This window comes from Bacteroides stercoris ATCC 43183, assembly GCF_025147325.1.
In the GTDB taxonomy this organism is placed as follows: Bacteria; Bacteroidota; Bacteroidia; order Bacteroidales; family Bacteroidaceae; genus Bacteroides; species Bacteroides stercoris.
Genome location: NZ_CP102262.1, coordinates 3,896,272 through 3,921,293 on the forward strand (window position 1 = coordinate 3,896,272; position 25,022 = coordinate 3,921,293).

Consider the following 25,022-nt stretch of genomic DNA (forward strand, 5'->3'; position numbering starts at 1 on the left):
AAACTAAAATTCGCTTGCCATTTGTTTCTTTTCAGGCACGGATTACACGGAAAAACACAGGTTTTCTTTAGATCTTCTTCCGTGAAATCCGTGTAATTCCGTGCCTAAAAGGAATCATCAAGCGTATTTTGACACACCCCCTTTTGTCATTCTCCGATTTACACCGGGAATCAGTTGTTTTCCGGACGGAGTTTGCGAACCATTACGGCTGTCTGCCACATTTCGCTTTCACGCAATGCTTTCAGCTCTTCGTTCAGTTTCTCGCGATAGTCGGGTTTGGAATTGCTGTCGATGGAAATCTGGGCTTCGTTACCGGACTTCACGCTCTGATACAGTTTCTGTACAACCGGCTTGATAGCATCGTGGAACGGGCCCATCCAGTCGAGTGCCCCGCGTTGGGCAGTAGTGGAACAGTTGGCATACATCCAGTCCATACCGTTCTTTGCAAACAACGGCATCAATGACTGGGTCAGCTCTTCAACCGTTTCGTTGAACGCTTCCGACGGAGTATGGCCGTTTTCACGCAACACCTCGTACTGAGCCAACAGCAATCCCTGGATAGCACCCATCAAAGAACCGCGTTCACCGGTCAGGTCGGAAGTTGCTTCACGGATGAAAGTAGTTTCAAACAGATAACCGGAACCGATGCCGATACCCAATGCAAGCGTTCTGTCCAAAGCCTTGCCCGTAGCATCCTGATAGATAGCGTAAGAAGAGTTCAAGCCACGGCCTTCGAGGAACATTGTACGCAGTGACGTACCCGAACCTTTGGGGGCAACCATAATAACATCAATATCCGTGGGAGGAACCACACCCGTACGGTCGCTCCAGGTAATAGCGAAACCGTGAGAGAAGTAAAGAGCCTTTCCAGGAGTCAAGAACGGCTTGATAGTAGGCCATACGGACATTACAGCCGCATCCGACAACAGACACATAACGATAGTACCTTTCTGGCAAGCATCCTCGATGCTGAACAACGTCTCGCCCGGAACCCATCCGTCTGCAACCGCTTTCTCATAAGTCTTACCCTGACGCTGGCCTACGATAACGTTGAAGCCATTGTCGCGCAGGTTGCAAGCCTGACCGGGACCCTGTACACCGTAACCGATAACTGCGATTGTCTCATCCTTTAAAATCTCACGTGCCTTTTCCAAAGGAAACTCTTCGCGGGTCATTACATTTTCAATAACACCGCCAAAATTCAATTGTGCCATTTTTTAGTTTTAATTTTTATTTGTGGCTTATGCCAACCGATTGATTAATAAATTATTTCTCTACAAATATCACTTTAGAACGGCAAACCGCTTCGCCGCCATTCTTTCTTACTTCTATATCATACGTGCCGTTTCCTACATAGTCCTTATAAAAGGTAAGCTCGTCACCGTAATAGCTCTCCGCCACATATGCCATTTCGAAACGGCGGATGCGGCTCTCCTTATACAACTCTATCGGAAACAAATCAAGAATATGCTCGATATAGCGAATGCTGTTCACATGTCCGTTAATATCAATATCGCTATATTTGGCATTCAGGGAAGAAGCCGGTTCCGTAGAAGTCACTTTTATACGCGATGGCTTCTCGATGGGGCAAGGCTCGTCGCACACATAATCCACGATACTGCCGCCATGCAAAGCCAGCAGGTCGGCGGGTTTACGGGTATTGAGGCTAATCATCGCCCATACGGAACGGGCATACCCTATCTTCTTTCCGTCTTTGTCGATAATGGCAAAGTTACGGTCGGTGAAGAGACGGTACACGTTTTCCACCCACGTCCGGATAGAAAAATCCTCGTATTGATACGGCATTTCATCCAACTCGACAGCCAGGCGGGAAAGCACCCACGTATAATTGTCCTCATTCAAGGTAGCAATACCGAAACCGCGTTCCGTGGCATGAAACCCTGCACAGTTCAGCAGATGGTTGCCAAGCACACCCATTGTCAGGCGGCCGGTAAAGTCCACATGGAACGGTTCGGCTACAAATTTATAAGTTCCTATCTTATTATTCTCACTCATAGTCCTTCTTGTTCTTTACTCCGGCGGTATTTTGCTTCACGGTCCGCCAGATATTCGTTTACGCGTTCAAAACAGCTTGTCGTGATGGCCACGCGGCCGGAACGTACAAATTGGAGTACGCACTCCAAAGCACTCAGCTCTTCATAGAGGTTGGTTATCTCCTCGCTCATGCCGTTCTTTTCTACAATGGAGAACACGGAATTCACCTCCACGATACGCGCGTTGTATTTACGGATGATTTTGGACACTTCCGGTTTCTCTTCCAGTATGGGGGTCGTTATCTTATACAGCGCAATCTCATGCTGGTAGATTTCATCGTCCGTGAAATAGTGCGCCTGCAGCACATCTATTTTTTTGGTGATTTGCTTCGTCACCTTTTCGATAGTATCCTTATCCGTCCAGGCTGTAATGGTATATTTATGTACCCCCTTGATAGAGGATGCCGAAACGTTCAAACTCTCGATATTGATTTGCCGGCGGGTAAATACAGCCGTTACCTGATTCAGCAAACCTGCAAAGTTTTCCGAATGAACGATGATTGTATATAATGTCTTGTCCACGTTGGTTTAATTATAATTCATAATTCTCTAACATTCCAGCAACATCTGGTTCACCGAGCCGCCCGGCGGTGTCATCGGCATCACATTTCCTTCCTCCTCTACGCAAGCTTCCAGCAGGAACGGGCCGTCTGTTGCAATCATCTCACCGATGGCTTTCGCCAATTCCTCGCGGGTAAATACCCGACGTGCCGGAATTTCGTAGGCGGAAGCAATCTTCATATAGTCGGGATTCATCATCGGAGTGAACGAATAGCGGCGGTTGAAGAACATGGCCTGCCATTGACGAACATTACCGAGGAAGTTATTGTTCAGCAAAATCATCTTGACGGGCGCTTTCTGTTCCATTACCGTACCCAGCTCCTGCAGGTTCATCTGCAAACCGCCGTCACCCATAAAGACGCAAACCGTGCGGTCGGGGCGACCGAAAGTAGCGCCGATAGCGGCAGGAAGACCGAATCCCATTGTGCCCAAGCCGCCGGAAGTGACGATGCTGCGTTCCTTGCTATACTTAAAGTAACGGGCGGACATCATCTGGTTCTGACCTACATCCGTCACCAAAACAGCCTCATTGTCCGTAGCCTCGCTGACGGCACGCACCACTTCGCCCATACTCAACTTATCTCCTGCCGGATGCAGTTCGGGACGGATAACCTTCTCCTCTTCCATCTGCTCGTAGGGCAGGAAGCTGTCCAGCCACTCTTTATGTCCGGCAGGTTTCAGCAATTCGGTTACTGCGGCAAGAGTCTCCTTACAGTTGCCCAATACGGCTACATCCGTCTTTACGTTCTTGTCTATCTCCGCCGGGTCGATGTCGAAGTGGATTATTTTTGCCTGCGACGCATACGTAGCCAGTTTGCCCGTAACACGGTCGTCAAAGCGCATACCCACTGCAATCAGCACATCGCATTTATTGGTATTGATATTCGGTCCCAGATTGCCGTGCATGCCCAGCATGCCTTTGTTCAGAGGATGAGCCGTGGGCAATGCGGAAAGCCCCAGCAGCGTACATCCCGCAGGCATATCCGCCTTTTCGATGAAAGCACGCAATTCGTTCTGCGCATTGCCGAGTTCCACGCCCTGCCCCACCAATACCAACGGACGCTCCGCCGCATTTATCAGTTCGGCGGCTTGTTGTATGGCTTCCGGTTCCATTTCGGGCACAGGCAGATAACTGCGTACATAATCCACTTCGACAGGCGTGTATTCCGTCTTATCCACCTGGGCATTCTTGGCAAAATCCAGCACCACCGGACCGGGACGTCCGCTCCGTGCGATATAGAAAGCGCGTGCCACCGCCCATGCCACATCTTCCGCACGGCGAATCTGGTAACTCCACTTCGTGATAGGCTGCGTAATGCCTACCAAATCCACTTCCTGAAAGGCATCCGTTCCGAGAAATCCCGTAGCCACCTGTCCGGCAATGACAACAACCGGCGTGCTGTCTATCATGGCATCTGCAATACCTGTAATGGTATTCGTAGCACCCGGACCGCTGGTAACCAGACATACGCCGACCTCGCCCGACACACGTGCAAAGCCTTGTGCGGCATGAGTAGCCCCCTGTTCGTGGCGAACCAGGATGTGATTCAAATTCTTCCGGTGATCGTACAAGGCATCGAATACCGGCATGATGCTGCCACCCGGATAACCGAAAATGGTCTTTACTCCCTGATGCTCCAGAGAGCGCATCAATGCTTCTGCGCCTGTTATTAAGTTTTCCATATCTATTTATTATTGTTTTTCGGGTACGGAATTCCCAATTATTCTATCAGTCTCACAGCCCCTTTATCAGCCGAGCTTACCATACTTGCATACGCTTTCAATGCTTTCGACACCTGGCGGTCGCGGGTTACCGGCGTCATGGGACGGGCAGCCAGCTCCTCATCCGTCAGTTTCACATTGATAGAGCGGTTCGGTATATCTATTTCGATGATGTCACCGTCCTGAATCTTACCGATATTGCCTCCGGCAGCAGCTTCGGGAGAGATATGTCCGATGCTCAGTCCGGAAGTGCCGCCACTGAAGCGTCCGTCGGTAATCAGCGCACACTCCTTGCCCAAATGACGGGATTTGATATACGAAGTGGGATAAAGCATTTCCTGCATGCCCGGACCGCCTTTCGGACCCTCGTGGGTAATGACAACGACATCGCCGCTGACAACCTTTCCACCCAGAATACCGTCGCACGCTGCTTCCTGCGAATCGAATACTTTGGCAGGACCGGTAAACTTCCAGATGCTTTCATCCACTCCCGCCGTTTTTACCACGCAGCCGTCCTGCGCTATATTTCCTTTCAGTACAGCCAGTCCGCCGTCCTTGCTGTAAGCATGCTGCAGGTCGCGGATACAACCTTCGGCACGGTCGGTGTCCAATTCCTTATAATAAGTATCCTGCGAACCGAGTGCCAGATTAAACTTTCCGGCAGCGGCACTGGAATATTTCCTGACCGCCTCCTCACAGACGTTCGGGCCGGTGATGCAATACCTGTCTATCTCCTCGGCCAGCGTCATTCCGTCTACGCGGCGTACGGCCGTGTCCACCAATCCGCCTTTGGCAAGTTCGCCCATAATGGCAACGATGCCGCCGGCACGGTTTACATCCTGTACATGATATTTTTGGGTATTGGGAGCAACTTTACACAGGCAGGGCGTTTTGCGCGACAGCATATCTATGTCGTCCATCGTGAAGTCCGCTCCGGCTTCATGGGCCACCGCCAGCAGGTGAAGCACCGTATTGGTAGAACCGCCCATTGCAATATCCAGCGTCATCGCATTCAGGAACGCCTCGCGGGTGGCAATGCTGCGGGGGAGCACACTTTCGTCTCCTTCCTCATAATACTTATAAGCGTTTTCAACAATCAGCCTGGCAGCGTCCTTAAACAGTTGCTTGCGGTTTGCATGGGTAGCCACAATCGTACCGTTACCCGGAAGAGCCAGTCCGATAGCTTCGTTCAGGCAGTTCATGGAATTGGCGGTAAACATACCCGAACAGCATCCGCAGGTGGGACAGGCATGCTGTTCAATCTTGGCAACATCCGCATCGCTCACGCTGTTGTCGGCCGACTTAATCATTGCATCAATCAAGTCGAGATGCTGTCCGTTCCACTCCCCGGCTTCCATAGGACCGCCGGAAACGAACACCGTAGGGATGTTCAGCCTCATCGCAGCCATAAGCATACCCGGAGTAATCTTGTCGCAATTGCTGATGCACACCATGGCATCCGCCTTATGCGCATTTACCATATACTCCACGCTGTCGGCTATGATGTCGCGCGAGGGCAACGAGTACAGCATACCGTCATGCCCCATCGCAATGCCGTCGTCAATGGCAATCGTATTGAATTCGGCGGCAAAGCAGCCTTGCTTTTCTATCTCTTCCTTTACAAACTGACCTATCTCGTGCAGATGCACATGTCCCGGCACAAACTGGGTAAAAGAGTTGACTATCGCGATTATGGGCTTTCCCATCTGTTCATTCTTCATGCCGTTGGCCGTCCACAACGCGCGGGCACCTGCCATACGGCGGCCTTGTGTGCTGAACGAACTGCGTAACTGATGTTTCATCTTATCTGTCTCCTTTTATGAAAAAAGCCTTTCTCACCGTAATGAGAAAGGCTTACTATAAATATCTTTACCGTACAAATACATACACAACCTTTCTCACGCTCTTGATGCCACCACCACGACGCGAATAATATGCAGGACTGCCAGGTTTATGGATGTATGCAGGTTCATAACTAAATTATCTTTATTATTCTCTTATCCGTTATTTATGCTGCAAAGGTAAATGCTTTTTTATAATCTCCAAACAAATTGAAGAAAAAAAAGATATAAACATGAATAATCGTAAGGAAACCGTGCTTTAAAATCTTATTTTATCACTTGACGGTTATCCATAAAACGATTCGGATACTTTGCAGAAGTAATGCCAAACACTTACAAAGCACTTAATAATCTGAAAATTACCGGGACGCTTCCTCTCCCGAAGCAAAATATTCGTATCTTTGCGCATTGTCAAAACAGACAATGCAGTATTTACTAATAAAGAAATAACAAATTAATGGAAACAGTAGAAAACAAGTACATCACCTTAGCATATAAGTTGTACACAATCGAAAACGGAGAAAAAGAGTTCACAGAAGAAGCTCCCGCAGAGCACCCGTTCCAATTCATATCGGGACTGGGCCTCACATTGGAATCTTTCGAAAACCAGGTGAAAGACCTGAACAAAGGCGATAAATTCGACTTTACAATCAAAGCCGAAGAGGCTTACGGCGAGTATGACGAGGAGCATGTCATCGACCTCCCCAAAAACATCTTCGAGATAGAAGGCAAGTTCGACAGCGAACGCGTAGTAGAAGGCGCCGTAATCCCCTTGATGACCTCGGAAGGCCAACGTATCAACGGAAGCGTAGTCGAAGTAAAGGACGATGTAGTAGTAATGGACATGAATCACCCCCTGGCAGGCTGCGACCTGAACTTCGTAGGTGAAATCACTGAAAACCGTCCTGCCACCAACGACGAACTGTCGGAAATGGCACGCATGATGAGCGGCGGCGGATGCAGCGGCGGATGCGGTGGCGGATGCAACTGCGGAGACTGTAGCAGCGAATGCTGTAGTTAACGGTTAGTGATTAAGGGTTAGCGATTAGTGGTTAGTGATTAAGAGGTGGTGATTTGGTTTATCAATGGCACATATTCATAATGCTGCGATTAATCGCTAACCATTAATCACTAATCATTCCCCCTTAATCACTAATCGCTAACCCCTAATCACTTACTTGTCATTATTTCCAGGACAACTTTGTCGGTTTCATTCATTCCTTTGGAGCCTATCTTCGTGAGGTTTCGGATACTTTGGTCTACATCTTCATCAATAATTCCTTCAACGGAAGTAACGCAACGGTTTTCCATTGCCATGATGGCGGAGAGGACGGCGGTAGAGACGCCGGTAGTTACTTTCAAGGCGCAACTGGGTTTGGCGCCGTCGCAAATCATTCCGGTAAGGTTGGCAATCATGTTCTGAACGGCAAAGGATACTTGTTCGTAAGTACCGCCCATGAGCCAGGTAATGCCGCAACTGGAGCCGGTGGCGGCTACTACGCAACCGCACAGGGCAGACAGACGTCCCAGACTTTGCTTGATATAAATCACGGTCAGATGGCTGAGCATGAGGGCACGGATCAACTCTTCTTCCGATTTGCCATTCTCCTCGGCATAGACCAGCACGGGCAATGTAGCGGAAATACCCTGGTTTCCACTGCCCGAATTACTCATTACCGGTATCATAGCACCTGCCATACGGGCATCGCATGCACCGGACGTATAAGAAAGGATATGGGAGAATACGCTGTCGCCCAAAATCTTGTGTTCATAATTGCCACGTAACATTCTGCCCAGTCCATGACCGTAGTTCCCGTCGAAAGAACGTTCGGCGGCGGCTTTATTCAAACGGGCGGTTTCAAGGATAAAACGGATTTCGTCCAGCGGGGCATTCATGGCAAAGTCATATACCTTCCGCAAGGTCAGGCCTGCGACTTGCGCCTCCTCTTCTCCGCAACCCGCACTTTGCTTGTTTAAAAGGACATCGCCGTTACGGGCTATATATATAAAGGTGGTATGGCCGCCGGCTATAATGGCAGTGGCTTTATTCCCGCCTGATTTGCAGCACACCTCGATATAAAGCTTTTCCGTGATATTCTTTTTCAGCGATATATCAATGCGTTTTTCGCCGATAAAGCGTTTTCCCTCTTCTACGGCGGCAGGATTGCTGTCTTTCAGCACTTCCAACTGATACTCCGACTTGCCTATCAGCGCTCCCAGGGCTATAGCTATGGGCAGTCCAATCATACCTGTGCCGGGAATGCCCACTCCCATTGCGTTCTTCAGGATATTGGCACTCAACAAGACATCTATTTTCTCCGGCTTTGCACCCAAGGTTTCGGTTGCTTTCGCCACACATAAGGCAACAGCAATGGGTTCCGTACAGCCAATGGCAGGAACTACTTCGCGCTGTACCAAAGCAATTATTTGTTTTCTTTCGGCTTCAGTCATACCATATATATTTTTATTCAATCTTTATACAAAGATATACGGAATAACAAATAAATACCAGAGTTTACCGCACTTTTTTCTTCTTGTATCTGTTATTACAAAATAATAGCGTATTTTTGCAAACTGCTAAACTGTATTTATTTATCAACATTCAAAAAAGAAGGATATGAATTTTAAGAAGTGGACTACTGCTCTCATGCTTGCCTTAGCCGTTTCGTCCTGCATACAAGACGAAGCGCTCAACTCCGAAGCAGCCATTGACGCCTGTACAGGCGCGGATGTACAATTGGCTCACATCAACAGTGACTCTAAAGAAATAAACATATATGTACATAAAGGGGCAAACCTTGCCAAACAGCAACTGCTGTTTACGCTGCCCGACGGTGCTACCATCAAGGCAGACGAACATTCACCGAATGACATCCTTAACAATTACGATTTCAGCAACGAGTCTCACTCCCGCACCTTCACCGTCACTTCCGAAGACGGCGAATGGACCGCTACCTATACCGTAAAAGTAGTACCTGCCGAAATGCCGGAAACATTCCATTTCGAAGACCTGCTCCCCTCTGCCGGTACCGAATACGACATTTTCTACGAATTCGAACCCGGAACTTCAACCAGTGTTTCACGCGTAGCGCAATGGTCCAGCGGCAACCCCGGCTACAAACTTACAGGCATGACAGACAACCGCACCGGCTATCCTACGCAGCAGGTTGCCGACGGCTACCGCGGCAACGGACTGAAACTGACCACTTGCGACACCGGAAGTTTCGGAGCCATGGTGCAAATGTATATTGCCGCCGGAAACCTGTTTATCGGTTCCTTCGACCTGGCAAACGCACTGAAAGATCCTCTGCGTGCCACCAAGTTCGGCATACAGTATTACAAACGCCCCATAGCGTTGAAGGGTTACTTCAAATTCAAGGCAGGAGAAGTTTATACCGATGAAGGCGAAGTACAGAAAGACATGAAAGACCGTTTCGACATTTACGCCATACTGTACGAAGCAAACGAGAACTCCTTTATGCTGGACGGCAGCAACAGCCTGACTTCCGAAAACATTGTAGCCAAAGCCCAAATCAGTGAAGCGGCTGCTGTAGAAACCGACGAATGGACAGCATTCGAGTTACCTTTCGAACCTATGAACGGTAAAGAGATAAACAAGTCGAAACTGCAAAACGGAAAGTACAAATTAAGCATCGTCCTCTCCTCCAGCGTGGAAGGTGCGTACTTCAAAGGGGCAGTCGGCAGCACATTATACGTAGACGAATTAGAACTTATAAGCGAAGAAATCTGATTATAGAATATGAAAAAGCATCATTTTATTTGCACGATAGCCGTACTGCTGGCAATGGTAGCCAACGTACAGGCACAAGAAGAGAGAAACAAAAGTCTTATCAACTCCTATCTGCACGGTTGGGAATACAACATTAAAGCCGGATTCAATATCGGCGGTACATCTCCCATTCCCCTGCCCAAGGAGATACGCAAGATAGACAGCTACGCACCGGGAATCGCCATTGCCATCGAAGGTAATGCCACCAAGTGGTTCGACGAAAAGAAAAAGTGGGGACTTACCCTGGGACTGCGGTTGGAGAACAAGAACATGACTACCGAAGCCACCGTAAAGAACTACGGTATGAAAATCATCAATACCAACGGCGGAGAGCTGGCAGGTCTTTGGACGGGTGGAGTCAAAACCAAAGTGAAAAACTCCTATCTCACCATTCCCATCCTTGCCGACTACCGCATCAGCAAGCGCTGGATAGTATCGGCAGGTCCGTACTTCTCCTATCTGCTGGAAGGCAACTTCTCCGGACACGTGTACGAGGGTCACTTGCGCACACCCGACCAGACCGGTTCCAAAGTGGAGTTTACCGGTGAAAGCATCGCAACTTACGATTTCTCCAACGAGTTGCGTAAGTTCCAGTGGGGTATCCAATTTGGGGGCGAATGGAAAGCGTTCAAGCATCTCACCGTGCATGCCGATGTAACGTGGGGATTAAACAATATCTTCCAGAAAGACTTCGATACGATAACGTTTAATATGTATCCTATCTATCTGAACTTAGGATTTGGGTATGCATTCTAAACAAGATTTTTTCGTTTTTTGTCGTCACTCGTCACTTTTCGTCTTAATGCATTAAGGACGAAGGTGTTATCTGGTGACGACAAGCTTATATACAGTGACGACCGATTTTTGGTCGTCACTTTTTCATTTTATACGAGGGTATTCCGTTAGTATCAACACTTGGTAGTTAAAATACCAATGCTTGGTACATGAGATACCGCTACGTGGTATTTGGAGTACCAATGTTTGGTACTTATATTATACATAACATACTGTATCCTCTCAAGTAGAACTTTATGATGCTAAAGTTGACCTTTACAACTCTCAAGTAGCCCTTTACAACTCCCAAACAATCCAATAGCTTATGGAAATTAGATAGACAACCCTATATAGGATTTTAATAATAATCAATCAACTTCGCTTAGGACGACACATATTAAATATAAAGGATACTTCTTCACAGAAGTATCCTTTATATTTAATATCAATTACTTTAACCGAAAGGATCTAATTACTCTTTTATCAATTCAAAATCATCAACAATCAATGTACTACCCGGAGCACCCCAAAACTTATCACCATCCTTACTTGAAGAACAAGCAATAGTCATACGATATTTTTTATTGGTATCATACTGCTTTTTCCATTCCAAAGGTAACTCAAACTTTTTCCAATCAGTTTGAGCACCACCAATCAATTGTCCAATAGCAGCAATACGGCTTGAAGTATAAATATTCTTTTCCTCTTCATCTGTACCGGTTAGACAATCAGACCAGCCTATTTCATCATAAGCAGTTGTTTCATATAAAACTACGCTAATCATAAATTCATCAACTTTAGTTTCGTCTACTACAGCTTCATGGCAATGTTCTTTATATGGTTTGGTATTTACAATATAATATACATCACCAGGAGTATATTTATACCATCCTCGCAAAGAAATAGGTTTTTCTTTGCAGGGGATACCAAATTTAGTGCTATTTAAGGTATTAAATATATCAGTCTTAAATTTTCCTAGAAATAAAGAACCTGTAGTCACTTTAGGAGCTTTTGCTATACCCAGATCTTGTCCTTTTGTATCAATAGACTGAATTTTTGCTGCAGCAGTTCCCGAATGAGAATCATCTGTTTGCATTATGACATAACTATCAGTAAGATTGAACCCTTTCAAGAAATGTGCTCCGGTATTACTACTTGCCCATCCCTCCGCTTCATAGAAAGTATTTTCAGGTTCTTGTCCTTCTACTCCAGGAAGCCACTTTTCAAAATCATACACATCTTCAGTACCTGAAATAAAAACTTGATACTCCTTTATAACCGTACCATCTTCAGAAGTAACCGTATAAATCACCTTTTTATTATCAGAAAAATCCTGTGCCACACCAGACTCAGGAGCTATCGTTGCTTTATGAGAATAAGTAATTGTAGGCACTAAAGCCTTTAAATCATCAGCAGTAGCAGAGGCTTTCACCTTAAAAGTAATCGTATTGTCTTCATTGATTACTGGTTGTTCTGCAACAATAGGATTATTCTCGAAAACAAAACTTGTAATCAAAGCATCCGAACTCTTTCGAGCAGAAACCTTATACTCCGTCACTGTTGTACCATCCTCAGAAGTAACCTTATAAATCACTACCTTATTTCCGGAGAAGTCTTGCGTCACACCCGATTCCGGAGTAACCGTTGCATTTTCAGAAATTGTAATTATCGGCTTCAATGCTTTCAAATCATCATCTGTTGCGGTTTCAGCCACTTTAAAAGTGATAGTTTTATCTTCATTGATTACAGGTTGCTCCGCAATAATATCGCTATCGAATTTGAACTCCTTAATCAAAGCTTCCGAACTTTCGTTCCCTGTCATTTTTTTACCTTTATATTCTACACGAACTTTCATTAGGTCATTATTCACATTCACTTTAATTATCAATTCAATATCTTCACCATTGATAGCTCCTTCCACAGAGACCGCACATTTACCGACAACCAAATCTAAATCTGCGTTACCGGTAAATGAATATTTATCCCCCTCAACTTTCAAAGGACAATTATCAATAGCTAAATCCCCAATAGTAATCGGAGCACCGCCAACCGTTATTACAAAGTTCTTCAATTCCAAACCGATTGAAGTGTCGGAAGACTTCTTGATAGTTATCTTTTGCTGCATGCCTTTGGCTATTTCCACATTTGGTTCATAGTAAACATCCATCAAGCCCTTGTAGTCACCGACAACCTCTCCAACTACTCCAGAATTGCCCGGCGCCTCATCGTCATCGCTACAAGCGGTAAATAAACTCATTGAACAAATCAATGCGAATAAATAAAACAAATTTTTCTTCATACAAATACTTGTTTAGTTAATAAAATCCCTACATAGTTAAGGGTTAGTTAATATTCTCTTTTATATCGAGGGTGCAAAATAACAGTTTTTAAAGCCTTTAAACAAGGTCTTTAATAAAAAATAGATGTCCTTTTTTTCATATAGGAAGAATTATAAGCATTCTTTACATTATTAAATACTCTTACATATTTCCGCAAAAAGATACGGTTTCAAACAGTATTTTTATTCTCTAAAAGTCGGGAAATAAAAGATTTATTGTCATTTTTGAAACGTTTTACAAAAAAAATTGTTACCTTTATAAAGTCAAAGCCTTTTATAACAAGGCAAACTGGCACATTAACCTCATTATAAACCCTTAAAGCAATTGATATGTTCAACTCATTCGGCAATATTCTCCGCCTTACCAGTTTCGGAGAATCACACGGTAAAGGCATAGGTGGCGTAATAGACGGATTCCCCGCAGGAATCACCATCGATATGGACTTCGTACAATCGGAGCTCGACCGCCGGCGACCGGGGCAATCACGCATCACTACCTCACGCAAAGAATCCGACAAGGTGGAATTCCTTTCCGGCATCTTCGAGGGCAAGTCCACCGGATGCCCCATCGGATTCATCGTGTGGAACGAGAACCAACACTCCAACGACTATAACAACCTGAAAGAAGTATACCGCCCCTCGCACGCCGACTATACATATAATGTAAAATACGGAATACGCGACCACCGTGGCGGCGGACGCTCATCGGCACGCGAAACCATTTCGCGCGTAGTGGCAGGCGCATTGGCAAAACTCGCCTTAAAACAGCTTGGCATCCGCATCACCGCATACACCTCGCAGGTAGGTCCCATCAAACTGGAAGAAAACTATACCGCCTACGACCTCGACCTGATTGATACCAACCCGGTGCGTTGCCCCGACCCGGAGAAAGCCAAAGAAATGGAAGAGCTTATCTTCAAGATAAAGGGCGAAGGCGATACCATCGGCGGCGTGGTGACCTGCGTTATCAAAGGATGCCCCATCGGACTGGGACAACCCGTTTACGGCAAACTCCAATCCGCCCTTGCCGCCGGCATGCTCAGTATCAACGCCGCAAAAGCGTTTGAATACGGCGAAGGCTTCAAAGGACTGAAGATGAAAGGCTCCGAACAGAACGACGTGTTCTATAACAACAACGGACGCATCGAAACGCATACCAACCACTCCGGCGGCATTCAGGGCGGCATCAGCAACGGACAGGACATCTACTTCCGCGTAGCCTTCAAGCCCGTGGCAACCGTACTCATGGAGCAGCACACCGTAAACATGGACGGCGTGGACACCACCCTCAAAGCCCGCGGACGTCACGACCCCTGCGTACTGCCCCGCGCCGTGCCCATCGTGGAAGCCATGGCAGCCATGACCCTGCTCGATTTCTACTTGATTGACCGTACTACACAATTATAACAAACGGGTGATAAAGTGATAGGATATCACCTCATCATTTCACATTATTATTATGGAAATAAAGAAATATATCGCAGAGAACGAATCCGGAATGCTGGAAGAGCTGTTCAGCCTTATCCGTATCCCCAGCATCAGTGCCAAACCCGAACACCACGACGACATGCTGGCGTGTGCCGAACGCTGGGCGCAACTGCTGCTCGCCGCCGGTGCAGACGAAGCACTGGTAATGCCTTCGGCTGGCAATCCCATCGTATTCGGACAGAAGATTGTAGACCCGAAAGCCAAAACCGTATTGATATACGCACACTACGACGTAATGCCCGCCGAACCGCTGGAACTCTGGAAAAGCAATCCCTTCGAGCCCGAAGTACGCGACGGCCACATCTGGGCGCGCGGTGCGGACGATGACAAAGGACAGTCCTTCATCCAGGTAAAGGCTTTTGAATATCTGGTAAAGAACAACCTGCTGACTCATAACGTCAAGTTCATCTTTGAAGGAGAGGAAGAGATTGGCTCGCCCAGCCTCGAAGGCTTCTGCCGGGAACACAAAGAACTGCTGAAAGCCGACGTAATCCTCGTGTCCGACACCAGCATGCTGGGTGCAGACCTTCCCTCGCTAACTACCGGCCTGCGCGGACTTGCCTATTGGGAGATAGAAGTAACCGGTCCGAACCGCGACCTGCACTCCGGACATTTCGGCGGTGCGGTGGCCAACCCCATCAATGTGCTTTGCGGAATGATAAGCAAGGTGACGGATGCCGACGGACGTATCACTGTTCCCGGCTTCTACGACGATGTGGAAGAAGTGCCGCAGGCGGAACGTGAAATGATAGCGCACATCCCGTTCGACGAGGAGAAATACAAAAAGGCTATCGGCGTAAACGCCCTTTTCGGTGAAAAAGGATACAGCACGCTGGAGCGCAACAGTTGCCGTCCGTCTTTCGATGTATGCGGCATCTGGGGCGGCTATACGGGCGAAGGTTCTAAAACCGTACTACCCTCCAAGGCATACGCCAAAGTATCCTGCCGACTGGTTCCGCATCAGGATCATCACAAGATTTCGCAACTGTTTGCCGATTACATCATGGCTATCGCCCCCGATACCGTACAGGTAAAAGTCACCCCCATGCACGGCGGGCAGGGATACGTATGCCCCATCACGCTCCCGGCATACCAGGCTGCGGAGAAAGGCTTCGCCAAAGCTTTCGGCAAAAAGCCGTTGGCAGTACGTCGCGGTGGCAGTATTCCCATTATCTCCACATTCGAGCAGGTATTGGGCATCAAAACCATACTGATGGGATTCGGTCTAGAGTCCAACGCCATCCATTCTCCCAACGAGAACATTCCGTTGGATATACTGCGCAAAGGAATCGAGGCGGTTGTTGAATTCCATCTGAACTACTGACACCTGAAAAGATTTCAGAGCAGCAACCGGAAAATACGGAAAGAATTATAACCGGATATAACTTTACTCGAACGGCTTGCGGAATGTACAACCGCTTTTCCATTCGGAACAACCGTAAGCCGTTTTTCCTTTAATAACCGTTCCTTTTCCGCAAAGTGGGCAAGGTTGGCCTACCAGCGCATCGGCAGGCTGGTTCTCACCGGCTGCCTGCTCCGTTTTCTTCGTTGCAGACTTCCGCGGCGCTCTTTTCTTCGGTTCTTTCTTCGGTTTATCGGATGCGGCAGCGGCTTTTTCTCCCTTACCCTTTTCCGGCACGGGAGCCTGTATTGTGATATGACGGTTGCTGTTATCGGAAAGTACACTCATCACAATCTCCGATACCATCTGCTTCAACTCCTCCAAAAACTGTCCGGCATTATAGGTACGCTTCTCTATTTCACGCAACTTCTTTTCCCATATACCCGTCAGTTCGGCAGATTTCAACAACTCTTCGTGGATAATCTGAATCAGTTCCACACCCGTAGGGGTAGCTATCAGGTTCTTTTTCTCCTTACGGATATAGTTGCGCTTGAAGAGCGTCTCGATAATGGCGGCACGCGTGGAAGGACGGCCGATACCGTTCTCTTTCAAGGCATCGCGCAGTTCGTCGTTGTCCACCAGCTTGCCGGCAGTTTCCATGGCGCGCAGCAAGGTGGCTTCGGTGTACGGACGCGGCGGTTGCGTCCACTTCTCGTACAGGTCGGGCAGGTGCGGGCCGCTCTCTCCCACCACAAAGGCGGGGAGCACATTCTCTTCTTCGCCGCCCTTCTCCTCTTTTTCCTCCTGCGACTGTGCCGAGGGCGTGCCGAATACCACACGCCAGCCGGGTTCCAGTATCTGCTTGCCCGAAACCTTAAACTCTATCTGCTCCACCTCGCCTATTACGGTGGTTGTAGCGAACAGACAGTCCGGATAGAACACGGCAATGAAACGGCGTGCAATCAGGTCGAATACGCGGCGCTCCATATCCGTCAGGTTCTGGGGCGGCTGGCCGGTAGGAATGATGGCATGGTGGTCCGTCACTTTCGAGTTGTCGAACACCTTCTTCGACTTCGGCAGAGTAGCCCCGTCCAACGGAGCAGTCAACGCCTGGTAATCGCGCAGCCCCTTCAGTATGCCGGGACATTTGGGATAGATGTCGTCACTCAGAAAAGTGGTATCTACACGCGGATAGGTCGTTACTTTCTTTTCGTAAAGCGACTGGATGGTTTTCAGCGTCTCATCGGCAGAGAAAGCGAATTTCCGGTTGCACTCCACCTGCAGGGACGTCAGGTCGAACAGACGGGGCGGAGCCTCTTTCCCGTTCTTGCGGGTAACGTTCGTTATGGTAAAAAGAGAATTCTTTATCTGTTCCAGCAAAGCCTCACCCCGTTCCCGGTCTGTGATAGGTTCTATTCCCCGGTTATCTTCGGGTTTGGCAGCTTTGGCGGTTGCCCCTTCTTTCTGTTTTTCCGCTTCCAGCACCAGTTCCTCATCGCTCTTGCGGAGAATGGCGGAGAAGGTGGTGTCGCGATACACCGTCTTCAGTTCCCAGTATTGCTTGGGAACGAAGTTCTGTATTTCGAGCTGTCGGTTTACGATGAGCGCGAGCGTAGGCGTCTGCACACGTCCGATGGAAAGTACCTGCCGGTTCTGCCCGTACTTCATGGTGTACAGGCGGGTGGCGTTCATGCCCAACAGCCAGTCGCCGATGGCACGCGAAAGCCCCGCCTCGTACAACGGCTGGAAATCGGACGCATCCCTCAGTTTGGCAAACCCTTCGCGGATGGCTTCTTCCGTCAGCGAGGAAATCCACAGACGCTTCACCGGACAACGCGCACCGGCTTTCTGCATCACCCAACGCTGAATCAACTCTCCCTCCTGTCCGGCATCACCGCAGTTTATAATCATGTCGGCATGCTGCATGAGGTTCTCGATTACGTGGAACTGGCGTTCGTAGGTAGGGTTGCTGATAAGCTTGATGCCGAAGCGGGGCGGAACCATAGGCAGGCTGCCCAAGCTCCACGACTTCCAGTTGGGTGTGTATTCGTGCGGTTCCTTAAGGGTACAGAGATGCCCGAACGTCCAGGTCACCTGGTATCCGTTTCCCTCGATGTACCCGTCTTTCTTATCTTTCGCTCCGAGTACATCGGCTATGTCACGCGCCACGGAAGGCTTTTCGGCAATACAAACTATCATTCGCTTTTCTTTTTTTAGGCAATGCAAAGATAATGCAAAAATTCGATTAAGCGAGCCGGGGAAGGAAGTTGTTCTTGTTTCAGACACAGAGATGCAGAGACACAGAGTCTTAAAAACGGCTCTTTTCATGTAAGGCTGTTCCTCTCCCTGTCCCCTCTCCTGCTCTGTTTTTCCGCATCTCCGCGTTCACATCCCTCCCTGCGTTTCAGTGCCTCCGTATCCCTCTTTTAGCACAAAATTAAAACAGAACTATACAAAATTAGCAATCAAATAAACATTCCGTACCATAAAAAAAACATTAGAGTCCGCAGATACATGGAAAAAGGCGTAATTTAGCAATCGAGGAACAGTCTCCGAAAAAACAATTATAAAACTAATAATATGGTAAAACAAATCTCAGTGAAGCACATAGCCTGCCTATCCCTGCTCAGTACATCAATGGCACACGCTGCCGAACGTCCCAACATCATCTACATCTTTACCGACCAGCATACGGCAAACGCCATGAGCTGCGCCGGAAACCCGGACTTGCACACGCCCAATCTGGACAGACTGGCTGCCGCCGGTATCATGTTCCAGAATGCTTACTGTACCGCACCGCTCAGCGGCCCTTCACGCGGCGCCATGTTCACGGGATGCTACCCAGGCACAACAGGACTGTTGGTCAACGGTGCTCCGCTACAAGAATCACTCCAGACGCGAACCCTGGGCACACTGGTAAAAAATGCTGGATACGAATGCGCCTACGGCGGCAAATGGCATGTGCCCGAACTCGATATTCCGGATAAAGTGCGAGGATTCGACCAAATTTACAAACACAGCGATGACGGACTGGCAGAAGCATGTGTGGAATTCCTTTCGCGCAAACACAACAAGCCTTTCTTCCTGGTAGCTTCTTATGACAATCCGCATAATATCTGCGAATATGCACGCAGCCAGAATCTTCCCTACGGCAACCTGGACATACCCGAAATACGCAATTGTCCGGGACTTCCCCCTAACTTTGCCAAGAACCCATACGATGCCGATGTCATCGAGAAAGAAAGGGAAAACAATTTCAACGTCTACCCCACCGCCACTTTCACCCCCGAAGACTGGCGTATGTACCGCTACACATACTATCGCCTCGTAGAGAAAGTAGACCGTGAAATCGGCAAGATTGTAGATGCCATCGACAAGAATAACTTGTGGGAAAATACCGTCGTTATCTTCTCCAGCGACCACGGAGACGGAATAGGCGCCCACCACTGGAACCAGAAATCGGCCCTGTACGAGGAAGTGGTAAACATCCCGTTCATCGTAACCCTGCCCGGCAAGAAACATGCCGGCACGAAGCTGCCGCAGCTCATCAGTAACGGTGTAGACTTCTTCGCTACCGTTTGCGACTGGGCAGGCGCCAAACTGACGGAAGACGCTGACGGAAAGTCGTTCCGCAAAATAGCCGAAGAAGGCAATCCGCAAGCTCCCCACCAGGAGTATGTCATTACCGAAACACAATTCGACGGCAGCAAGACACGGGGCTGGATGGTACGCACCGCACGCTACAAATATGTATTGTACGACAAAGGAAGACACCGCGAACAACTGTTCGACATGCAGAACGACCGGGGCGAGACAAGAAACCTGATGATGGAGAACGCCTATACAAAAGTGGCGCAGGAACATCGTGATATTCTTGAGAAATTCATGAATAGCCATAAAATCAGACCGACGCGTCCCAAATTGCACGACGTGCCGGGAAAGGTGCTCACAAAAGCAACCAAACATTAATCCGCCATCAGACCAGGAATCAATAAACTTATATAATGCTGTATATGAACAAAATAGTATCCACCATCATTTTCTTCAGTCTTGCAGCCACTGCACAGGCGCAAACGGCCGGAGAAGCCACCATCAGGCTCACCGACACAACGCTGATGCACGAAATGCGTGCAACTCCCTCGCCGCTGGACGGCGCTGAAATCAGCGACCGTGCCGTGTCCTTCCAATGGCCGCTGCCGGCAGGTCTCAACATCCTGCGAAGCGGACTGGACGGTGCGGAAGAGAACACCCCCAAAAAAGAAACAGACAAAAGCAAGCTACGCTACTTCCTGCGCTACTCGCAAACTCCGGCATTCAAGCCGAAAGCGACCGTACAAGCCGATACGCGCTGGCCGTTCTTCAACCCCAAACAGGATTTGGCTCCGGGCACATGGTACTGGCAATACGGCTATGTTACGGACGGAAAGACCGAATGGAGCGATACGCTGCAATTTACGGTAAAGAACAATCCCCGGAAGTTCTGCCCGCCCGCACTGGATGCCGTACTTAAGAACCTGCCTGCCCACCACCCCCGCGTATGGCTCGACAGGGACGAATGGGACGGTTTCATAAAGCGCAGCGAGGGCAAAACCGAACGCAAGACTTACCTCAAACGTGCCGACAAAGTACTTGCCACCCCGATGAAGTCGGTAAACGACATTAACTCGGACCTGGCAAAAGGACTGACCAACGAGGTGCAGAAAAATGCCATGCTCACCCGCGAAAGCCGCCGCATCATCGACAGCGAAGAAGCGAATACCGACGTACTTATCCGCGCCTACCTGCTCACCAAAGACCGCCGCTATGCCGACGAAGCCGTGAAGCGCGTCAAGGAGATGGCCACCTGGGGAGACAACAAAAACGTAGTGGGCGACTTCAACGAAGCCACCCTGCTCTCGCTCTGCTCCATGGCATACGACGCACTGTACGATGTTCTGGACAATGCCACGCGCAGATTCCTGCTGAACGAAATAAAGGAATTCGGCAACAGCATGTACATGCACGACATCAACCGCCTGGAAAACCACATCGCCGACAACCATGTGTGGCAGATGACTTTCCGCATCCTCACCATGGCAGCCTTTACCGTTTACGGTGAACTGCCCGAAGCCGATGCGTGGACGGACTATTGCTATAACCTGTGGCTCGCCCGCTTCCCCGGTCTGAACAAGGACGGAGCCTGGCACAACGGCGACTCCTACTTCCACGTCAACATCCGTACACTTGTGGAAGTGCCCTATTTCTATACCCGCCTCACCGGCTTCAACTATTTCTCCGACCCCTGGTATCAGGGAAATGCCCTGTACGTCATCTACCAGCAGCCGCCATTCTCCAAATCGGGCGGCAACGGCAGCTCGCACCAGAAGATACTTACCCCGAGCGGTACGCGTGTTGGCTACGCCGATGCTCTGGCGCGTATGACCGGCAATACATTTGCCGCAGATTACGTGCGCCACATCAGCGCCCGCCAGCCCGACATACTCGAACAGGGAAGCACCTCGAAAGCCGGCGGCCTTGCATGGTTCCGCCTGCAATGCGACAAGCCCTTGCCGGACGGGCCGGGTTTGAAAGACCTTCCCATGGGACATGTATTCCCGCAGAGCGGACTGGCCTCGTTCTCCACCAACCTGGACGATACCCGCAAAAGCGCCATGCTCAGCTTCCGCAGCAGTCCTTACGGCAGTACCTCGCACGCCATAGCCAACCAGAATGCTTTCAATACTTTCTGGAACGGCCAGTCGCTCTTTTACAGTAGCGGACACCATACCAGCTTTACCGACATACACGGCGTTTACTGCCACCGCGCCACCCGCGCCCACAACACCATTCTGGTGAACGGCATGGGACAACGCATCGGAACGGAAGGTTACGGCTGGATTCCCCGTTACTATGTCAGCGACAATATCAGCTATGTGGCAGGCGATGCTTCCAATGCTTACGGAAAGGTTATCTCGCCGCTCTGGTTGCTGCGCGGCAAACAGAGCAACCTGGAATTTTCTCCTGAAAACGGTTGGGACGATACCAGCCTGAAAATCTTCCGCCGCCACATCGTAACTTTAGGCAAAAGCGGTTATTCCTTTATATACGACGAGCTGGAAGCCGAAGAGCCCGTGACCTGGAGCTACCAGCTACATACGGTTACCAACCCTATGAATGTGAACAAGACCCGGGAATACGTACACATACGGGCCACCAGCAAGGACGGTGCGTCCGATGCCTATCTCTTCTCCTCCGGAACGCTGGAGACGGATACGACCTCCCGGTTCTTCGTACCTGCCGTCAACTGGCTGCGTGCCGATGAAAAGGGGCACTTCGCACCCTATCCCAACCACTGGCACTTCACCGCAACATCGGACAAGCAGAAAGTGTACCGCTTCGCTACAATTGTGTACACACATGCCAAAGAAAATGATGCGGAAAACGCACAAGCCGCTCCCCGCAAACTGAAAGACGGTAGTATCCAAATCGGTGACTGGAATATCAAAGCAAACATATCCACTGCCGGAAAGCCTTCTTTCGAGGTACGCAACACGCGCAAAGACTGCGACGCAAGCATCAGTTACAAGGATTACGGTGCAACCGTGATACACGATAACGGCAAAAAGACCGAGTTGAAAGACGAAGTTCCCGAACTGGAAATCTAACAGCAAGAAAACATATACGGACACATGAAGAAACTGCTACTGCTCACAATCGCAATCTGGTACCTGACAGCCGGCTGTTACAGCCAGACAGACTGGAAAAGTTTCATGTCCCGGCAGGACATGACCTGGACCCGCCTGCCCCAAACCTGGTACGAAGCCCCCTTCATGGGAAACGGCAGCATGGGTTCCTATATCTGCAAAGAACCCGGAAAAAACGCCATACGGGTAGATGTAGGCAACAGTATGGTACACGACCACCGCACAGACGATGCGAGCATCTATGGAAGAGGCCGGCTGCTTATCGGTTATTTTCTCCTGCATCCCGTGGGAGAAATAAAATCCGGCGACCTGAGGCTGGACTTATGGAACGCTGAAACCACCGGGTGTATCCGTACCACCCGGGGAGAGATAAAGCTAAGAGCCTGTGTCACTTCCGAGAGTCCCTATATTCTGGTCGAAGCCGAAGCTACGGCAGGCGAAAAGGAGTTCACCTGGAAATTCTATCCGGAAAACACGGATTCGCCGAGGCAGTTGAATGCAATCCGGAAGGGTAACAAGAACCACCTCAAAAAAGACTATGTGTCCAATCCCGCCCCGCAACTGTCCGCACGCAATGGGCTGAACCTCTGCTGGCAGCCCCTGCTTGCCGGCGGCGGTACTGCCACAGCCTGGAAAGAGATAAGGAAAGAGAATACAAGCACGCTTATCGTAAGCAACGCACATTCCTTTCCCGGAACAGAGGCTTTGCAAAAGGCGGAAACGGCACTGGCAAGCCTGCAGGAAGCCGACCTGCCCGTGCTCCGGAAAGTACACCGGGAATGGTGGCATAACTACTATCCGCAAAGTTTCGTGAACCTTCCCGACAAGAAGATGGAGAATTTCTACTGGGCGCAGATGTACAAGCTGGCATCGGCCACCCGCACCGGCGGCGGACTGCTCGACAACAGCGGTCCCTGGCAAGTGCTGACTCCCTGGCCCAATGCCTGGTGGAACCTGAATGTGCAACTGAGCTACTGGTCCGTATACCCATCCAACCGGCTGGAACTGGGCATGCCGCTGGTGGATGCGATAGGAAACAATCTGGATAACCTGATAAACAACGTTCCCGAACCCTACCGGAAAGATGCCGCCGCACTGCCCGTAGCCACCGACTTTACCCTGACGGGAGCAACGGTGAATGTTCCCGGAACCGAAAAGAAAGCCCAGGTAGGCAACCTGACGTGGATTTGCCATAACCTCTGGCTACAATACCGCTTCAGCATGGACGAATCGATATTGAGGAATACCCTGTACCCTACACTGAGACGGGCCGTCAATTTCTATCTGCCTTTCCTGACAGAAGACAAATCGGGCAAGCTTCATTTGAAAAGAACCTATTCTCCGGAGTACGGTACTGCCGAAGACTGCAACTACGACATCGCCCTGTTGCGCTGGGGATGCAATACATTGCTCGAGGCAAGCAGGATTCTATCTGTCGATGACGAGCTGATACCCCGCTGGAAACAAGTTGCAGAATACCTGACCGACTACCCGCAAGACGAAAACGGCATGATGATAGGCAAGGATGTACCTTTCAGCCGCTCGCACCGCCACTACTCGCACCTGCTGATGTTCTATCCGCTCTACCTGTTGAATGCCGAGCAGAACGGCAGCAAGGAACTTATGGAAAAATCCGTAGAGCACTGGCACAGCCTGCCGGGCAATATCCTTGGATATACTTATACGGGGGCTTCTTCGCTGTATGCGGCATTCGGCGAGGGAGACAAGGCGCTGGAGAAACTCAACGGCCTGTTTGCCCGCACCCTGCGCCCCAACACCATGTATATGGAAAGCGGACCGGTTATCGAGACCCCGTTGTCGGGCGCACAGTGCATACACGATATGTTGCTGCAAAGCTGGGGCGGAAAGATACGTGTGTTCCCTGCCGTACCTTCCCAATGGAAAGATGTACAGTTCAAGGACCTGAGAACCGAAGGCGCTTTCCTCGTATCCGCTGTGCGGAAAGGCGGAAAGACAAGCTTCATCCGTATCAAAAGCCTTGCCGGAGAACCGTGTATCCTACGCACCGATATGGCAAATCCGGTTGTAAAGGCAGGCAATGCCACATTGACCCTGCAAAAAGAGGGTGAGTACCTATTGGATTTAAAGAAAGGAGAAAGCGTAATCCTGACTGCCGCAGGAGGGAATATTCCCGTCATAAGTCCTATCGACGGAGAAGGAGAAAATTATTTCGGACTGAAGTAGAAGGGCGACTTTGGCGGAATAAAAAACAATCGGTAAACAAGCCCCCGCAAATACCCGTAAAAACAGCCTGGGATTACGTTGAATACGTAAACCCAGGCTGTTTTTATATACCTGTCCCATACTTTTTCTACAAAAATATAAGAAAACTGGACAGAACTAAAAGCCAAATCAACGATACTGTAGAATTACAACACACACTAAAAAGCGATTAAATGGGAAAGAAC

The 25,022-nt window shown here is 49.3% G+C and carries 16 protein-coding genes; 8 read left to right on the forward strand and 8 right to left on the reverse strand.

Going from position 1 to position 25,022, the window contains the following annotated elements; genetic code table 11:
- Positions 1-170: 170 nt before the first annotated feature.
- Genes ilvC through ilvD form a run of 5 tightly spaced genes read right to left on the reverse strand, consistent with a single transcriptional unit; the run spans position 171 to position 6,139 of the window.
- Entirely contained in the window at positions 171-1,214 is a 1,044-nt protein-coding gene (gene ilvC, locus NQ565_RS16620; RefSeq protein ID WP_005657197.1) for a ketol-acid reductoisomerase, read from the reverse strand.
- Between the two features lie 52 nt (positions 1,215-1,266).
- Positions 1,267-2,016: an acyl-[acyl-carrier-protein] thioesterase gene (locus NQ565_RS16625; RefSeq protein ID WP_005657199.1), complete on the reverse strand. Its 750-nt coding sequence runs from the start codon at positions 2,014-2,016 to the stop codon at positions 1,267-1,269.
- The gene (ilvN, locus tag NQ565_RS16630) at positions 2,013-2,576 is read right to left on the reverse strand and encodes an acetolactate synthase small subunit (RefSeq protein ID WP_005657201.1); all 564 of its coding nucleotides are present in this window, start codon (positions 2,574-2,576) and stop codon (positions 2,013-2,015) included. The genes NQ565_RS16625 and ilvN overlap by 4 nt, the downstream gene beginning before the upstream one ends.
- A 27-nt stretch (positions 2,577-2,603) precedes the next feature.
- Complete coding sequence (gene ilvB / locus NQ565_RS16635) at positions 2,604-4,298, reverse strand: biosynthetic-type acetolactate synthase large subunit (RefSeq protein WP_005657202.1); 1,695 nt, start codon at positions 4,296-4,298, stop codon at positions 2,604-2,606.
- Positions 4,299-4,336: 38 nt separating this feature from the next.
- Positions 4,337-6,139, reverse strand: coding sequence for a dihydroxy-acid dehydratase (gene ilvD / locus NQ565_RS16640; RefSeq protein WP_040316205.1), 1,803 nt, complete (start codon positions 6,137-6,139; stop codon positions 4,337-4,339).
- A 496-nt stretch (positions 6,140-6,635) separates the two neighbouring features.
- Between ilvD and NQ565_RS16645 the strand changes: the two genes are divergently transcribed.
- Entirely contained in the window at positions 6,636-7,199 is a 564-nt protein-coding gene (locus tag NQ565_RS16645) for an FKBP-type peptidyl-prolyl cis-trans isomerase (RefSeq protein WP_005657206.1), read from the forward strand.
- A gap of 149 nt (positions 7,200-7,348) precedes the next feature.
- Here the strand turns inward: NQ565_RS16645 and NQ565_RS16650 are convergent, their stop codons facing one another.
- Positions 7,349-8,629 carry an L-cysteine desulfidase family protein gene (locus tag NQ565_RS16650; RefSeq protein WP_005657207.1) on the reverse strand — a complete coding sequence of 427 codons (1,281 nt, stop codon included), beginning with the start codon at positions 8,627-8,629 and terminating at the stop codon, positions 7,349-7,351.
- Between the two features lie 166 nt (positions 8,630-8,795).
- On the opposite strand from NQ565_RS16650, the gene NQ565_RS16655 reads away from it, so the two are divergent.
- Together NQ565_RS16655 and NQ565_RS16660 are read left to right on the forward strand one after the other, a co-directional pair.
- Positions 8,796-9,929 (forward strand): PCMD domain-containing protein, encoded by a 1,134-nt coding sequence (locus NQ565_RS16655; RefSeq protein WP_005657209.1) that lies wholly within the window; start codon positions 8,796-8,798, stop codon positions 9,927-9,929.
- 9 nt (positions 9,930-9,938) lie between these two features.
- Complete coding sequence (locus tag NQ565_RS16660) at positions 9,939-10,724, forward strand: porin family protein (protein WP_005657211.1); 786 nt, start codon at positions 9,939-9,941, stop codon at positions 10,722-10,724.
- Between the two features lie 490 nt (positions 10,725-11,214).
- Here NQ565_RS16660 and NQ565_RS16665 read toward each other — a convergent pair whose 3' ends face one another.
- Entirely contained in the window at positions 11,215-13,041 is a 1,827-nt protein-coding gene (locus NQ565_RS16665) for a PCMD domain-containing protein (protein WP_005657213.1), read from the reverse strand.
- A gap of 369 nt (positions 13,042-13,410) precedes the next feature.
- Here NQ565_RS16665 and aroC point away from each other — a divergent pair, with 369 nt between their 5' ends.
- On the forward strand, positions 13,411-14,487 hold the full coding sequence (gene aroC, locus NQ565_RS16670; protein WP_005657216.1) for a chorismate synthase: 1,077 nt from the start codon (positions 13,411-13,413) through the stop codon (positions 14,485-14,487).
- Between the two features lie 52 nt (positions 14,488-14,539).
- Positions 14,540-15,892, forward strand: a complete 1,353-nt coding sequence (locus tag NQ565_RS16675; protein ID WP_005657219.1) for a dipeptidase — start codon at positions 14,540-14,542, stop codon at positions 15,890-15,892.
- 63 nt (positions 15,893-15,955) lie between these two features.
- On the opposite strand, the gene NQ565_RS16680 is transcribed toward NQ565_RS16675, so the two are convergent.
- Positions 15,956-18,109, reverse strand: a complete 2,154-nt coding sequence (locus tag NQ565_RS16680; protein ID WP_005657222.1) for a DNA topoisomerase 3 — start codon at positions 18,107-18,109, stop codon at positions 15,956-15,958.
- Between the two features lie 381 nt (positions 18,110-18,490).
- Here NQ565_RS16680 and NQ565_RS16685 point away from each other — a divergent pair, with 381 nt between their 5' ends.
- The 3 genes from NQ565_RS16685 to NQ565_RS16695 are packed head-to-tail and all read left to right on the forward strand — an operon-like array spanning position 18,491 to position 24,798.
- Entirely contained in the window at positions 18,491-19,879 is a 1,389-nt protein-coding gene (locus NQ565_RS16685; RefSeq protein WP_050759563.1) for a sulfatase family protein, read from the forward strand.
- Between the two features lie 44 nt (positions 19,880-19,923).
- Entirely contained in the window at positions 19,924-22,554 is a 2,631-nt protein-coding gene (locus NQ565_RS16690) for a DUF4962 domain-containing protein (RefSeq protein WP_040316246.1), read from the forward strand.
- Positions 22,555-22,578: 24 nt separating this feature from the next.
- Positions 22,579-24,798, forward strand: a complete 2,220-nt coding sequence (locus NQ565_RS16695) for a glycosyl hydrolase family 95 catalytic domain-containing protein (protein WP_005657228.1) — start codon at positions 22,579-22,581, stop codon at positions 24,796-24,798.
- Positions 24,799-25,022: the final 224 nt, after the last annotated feature.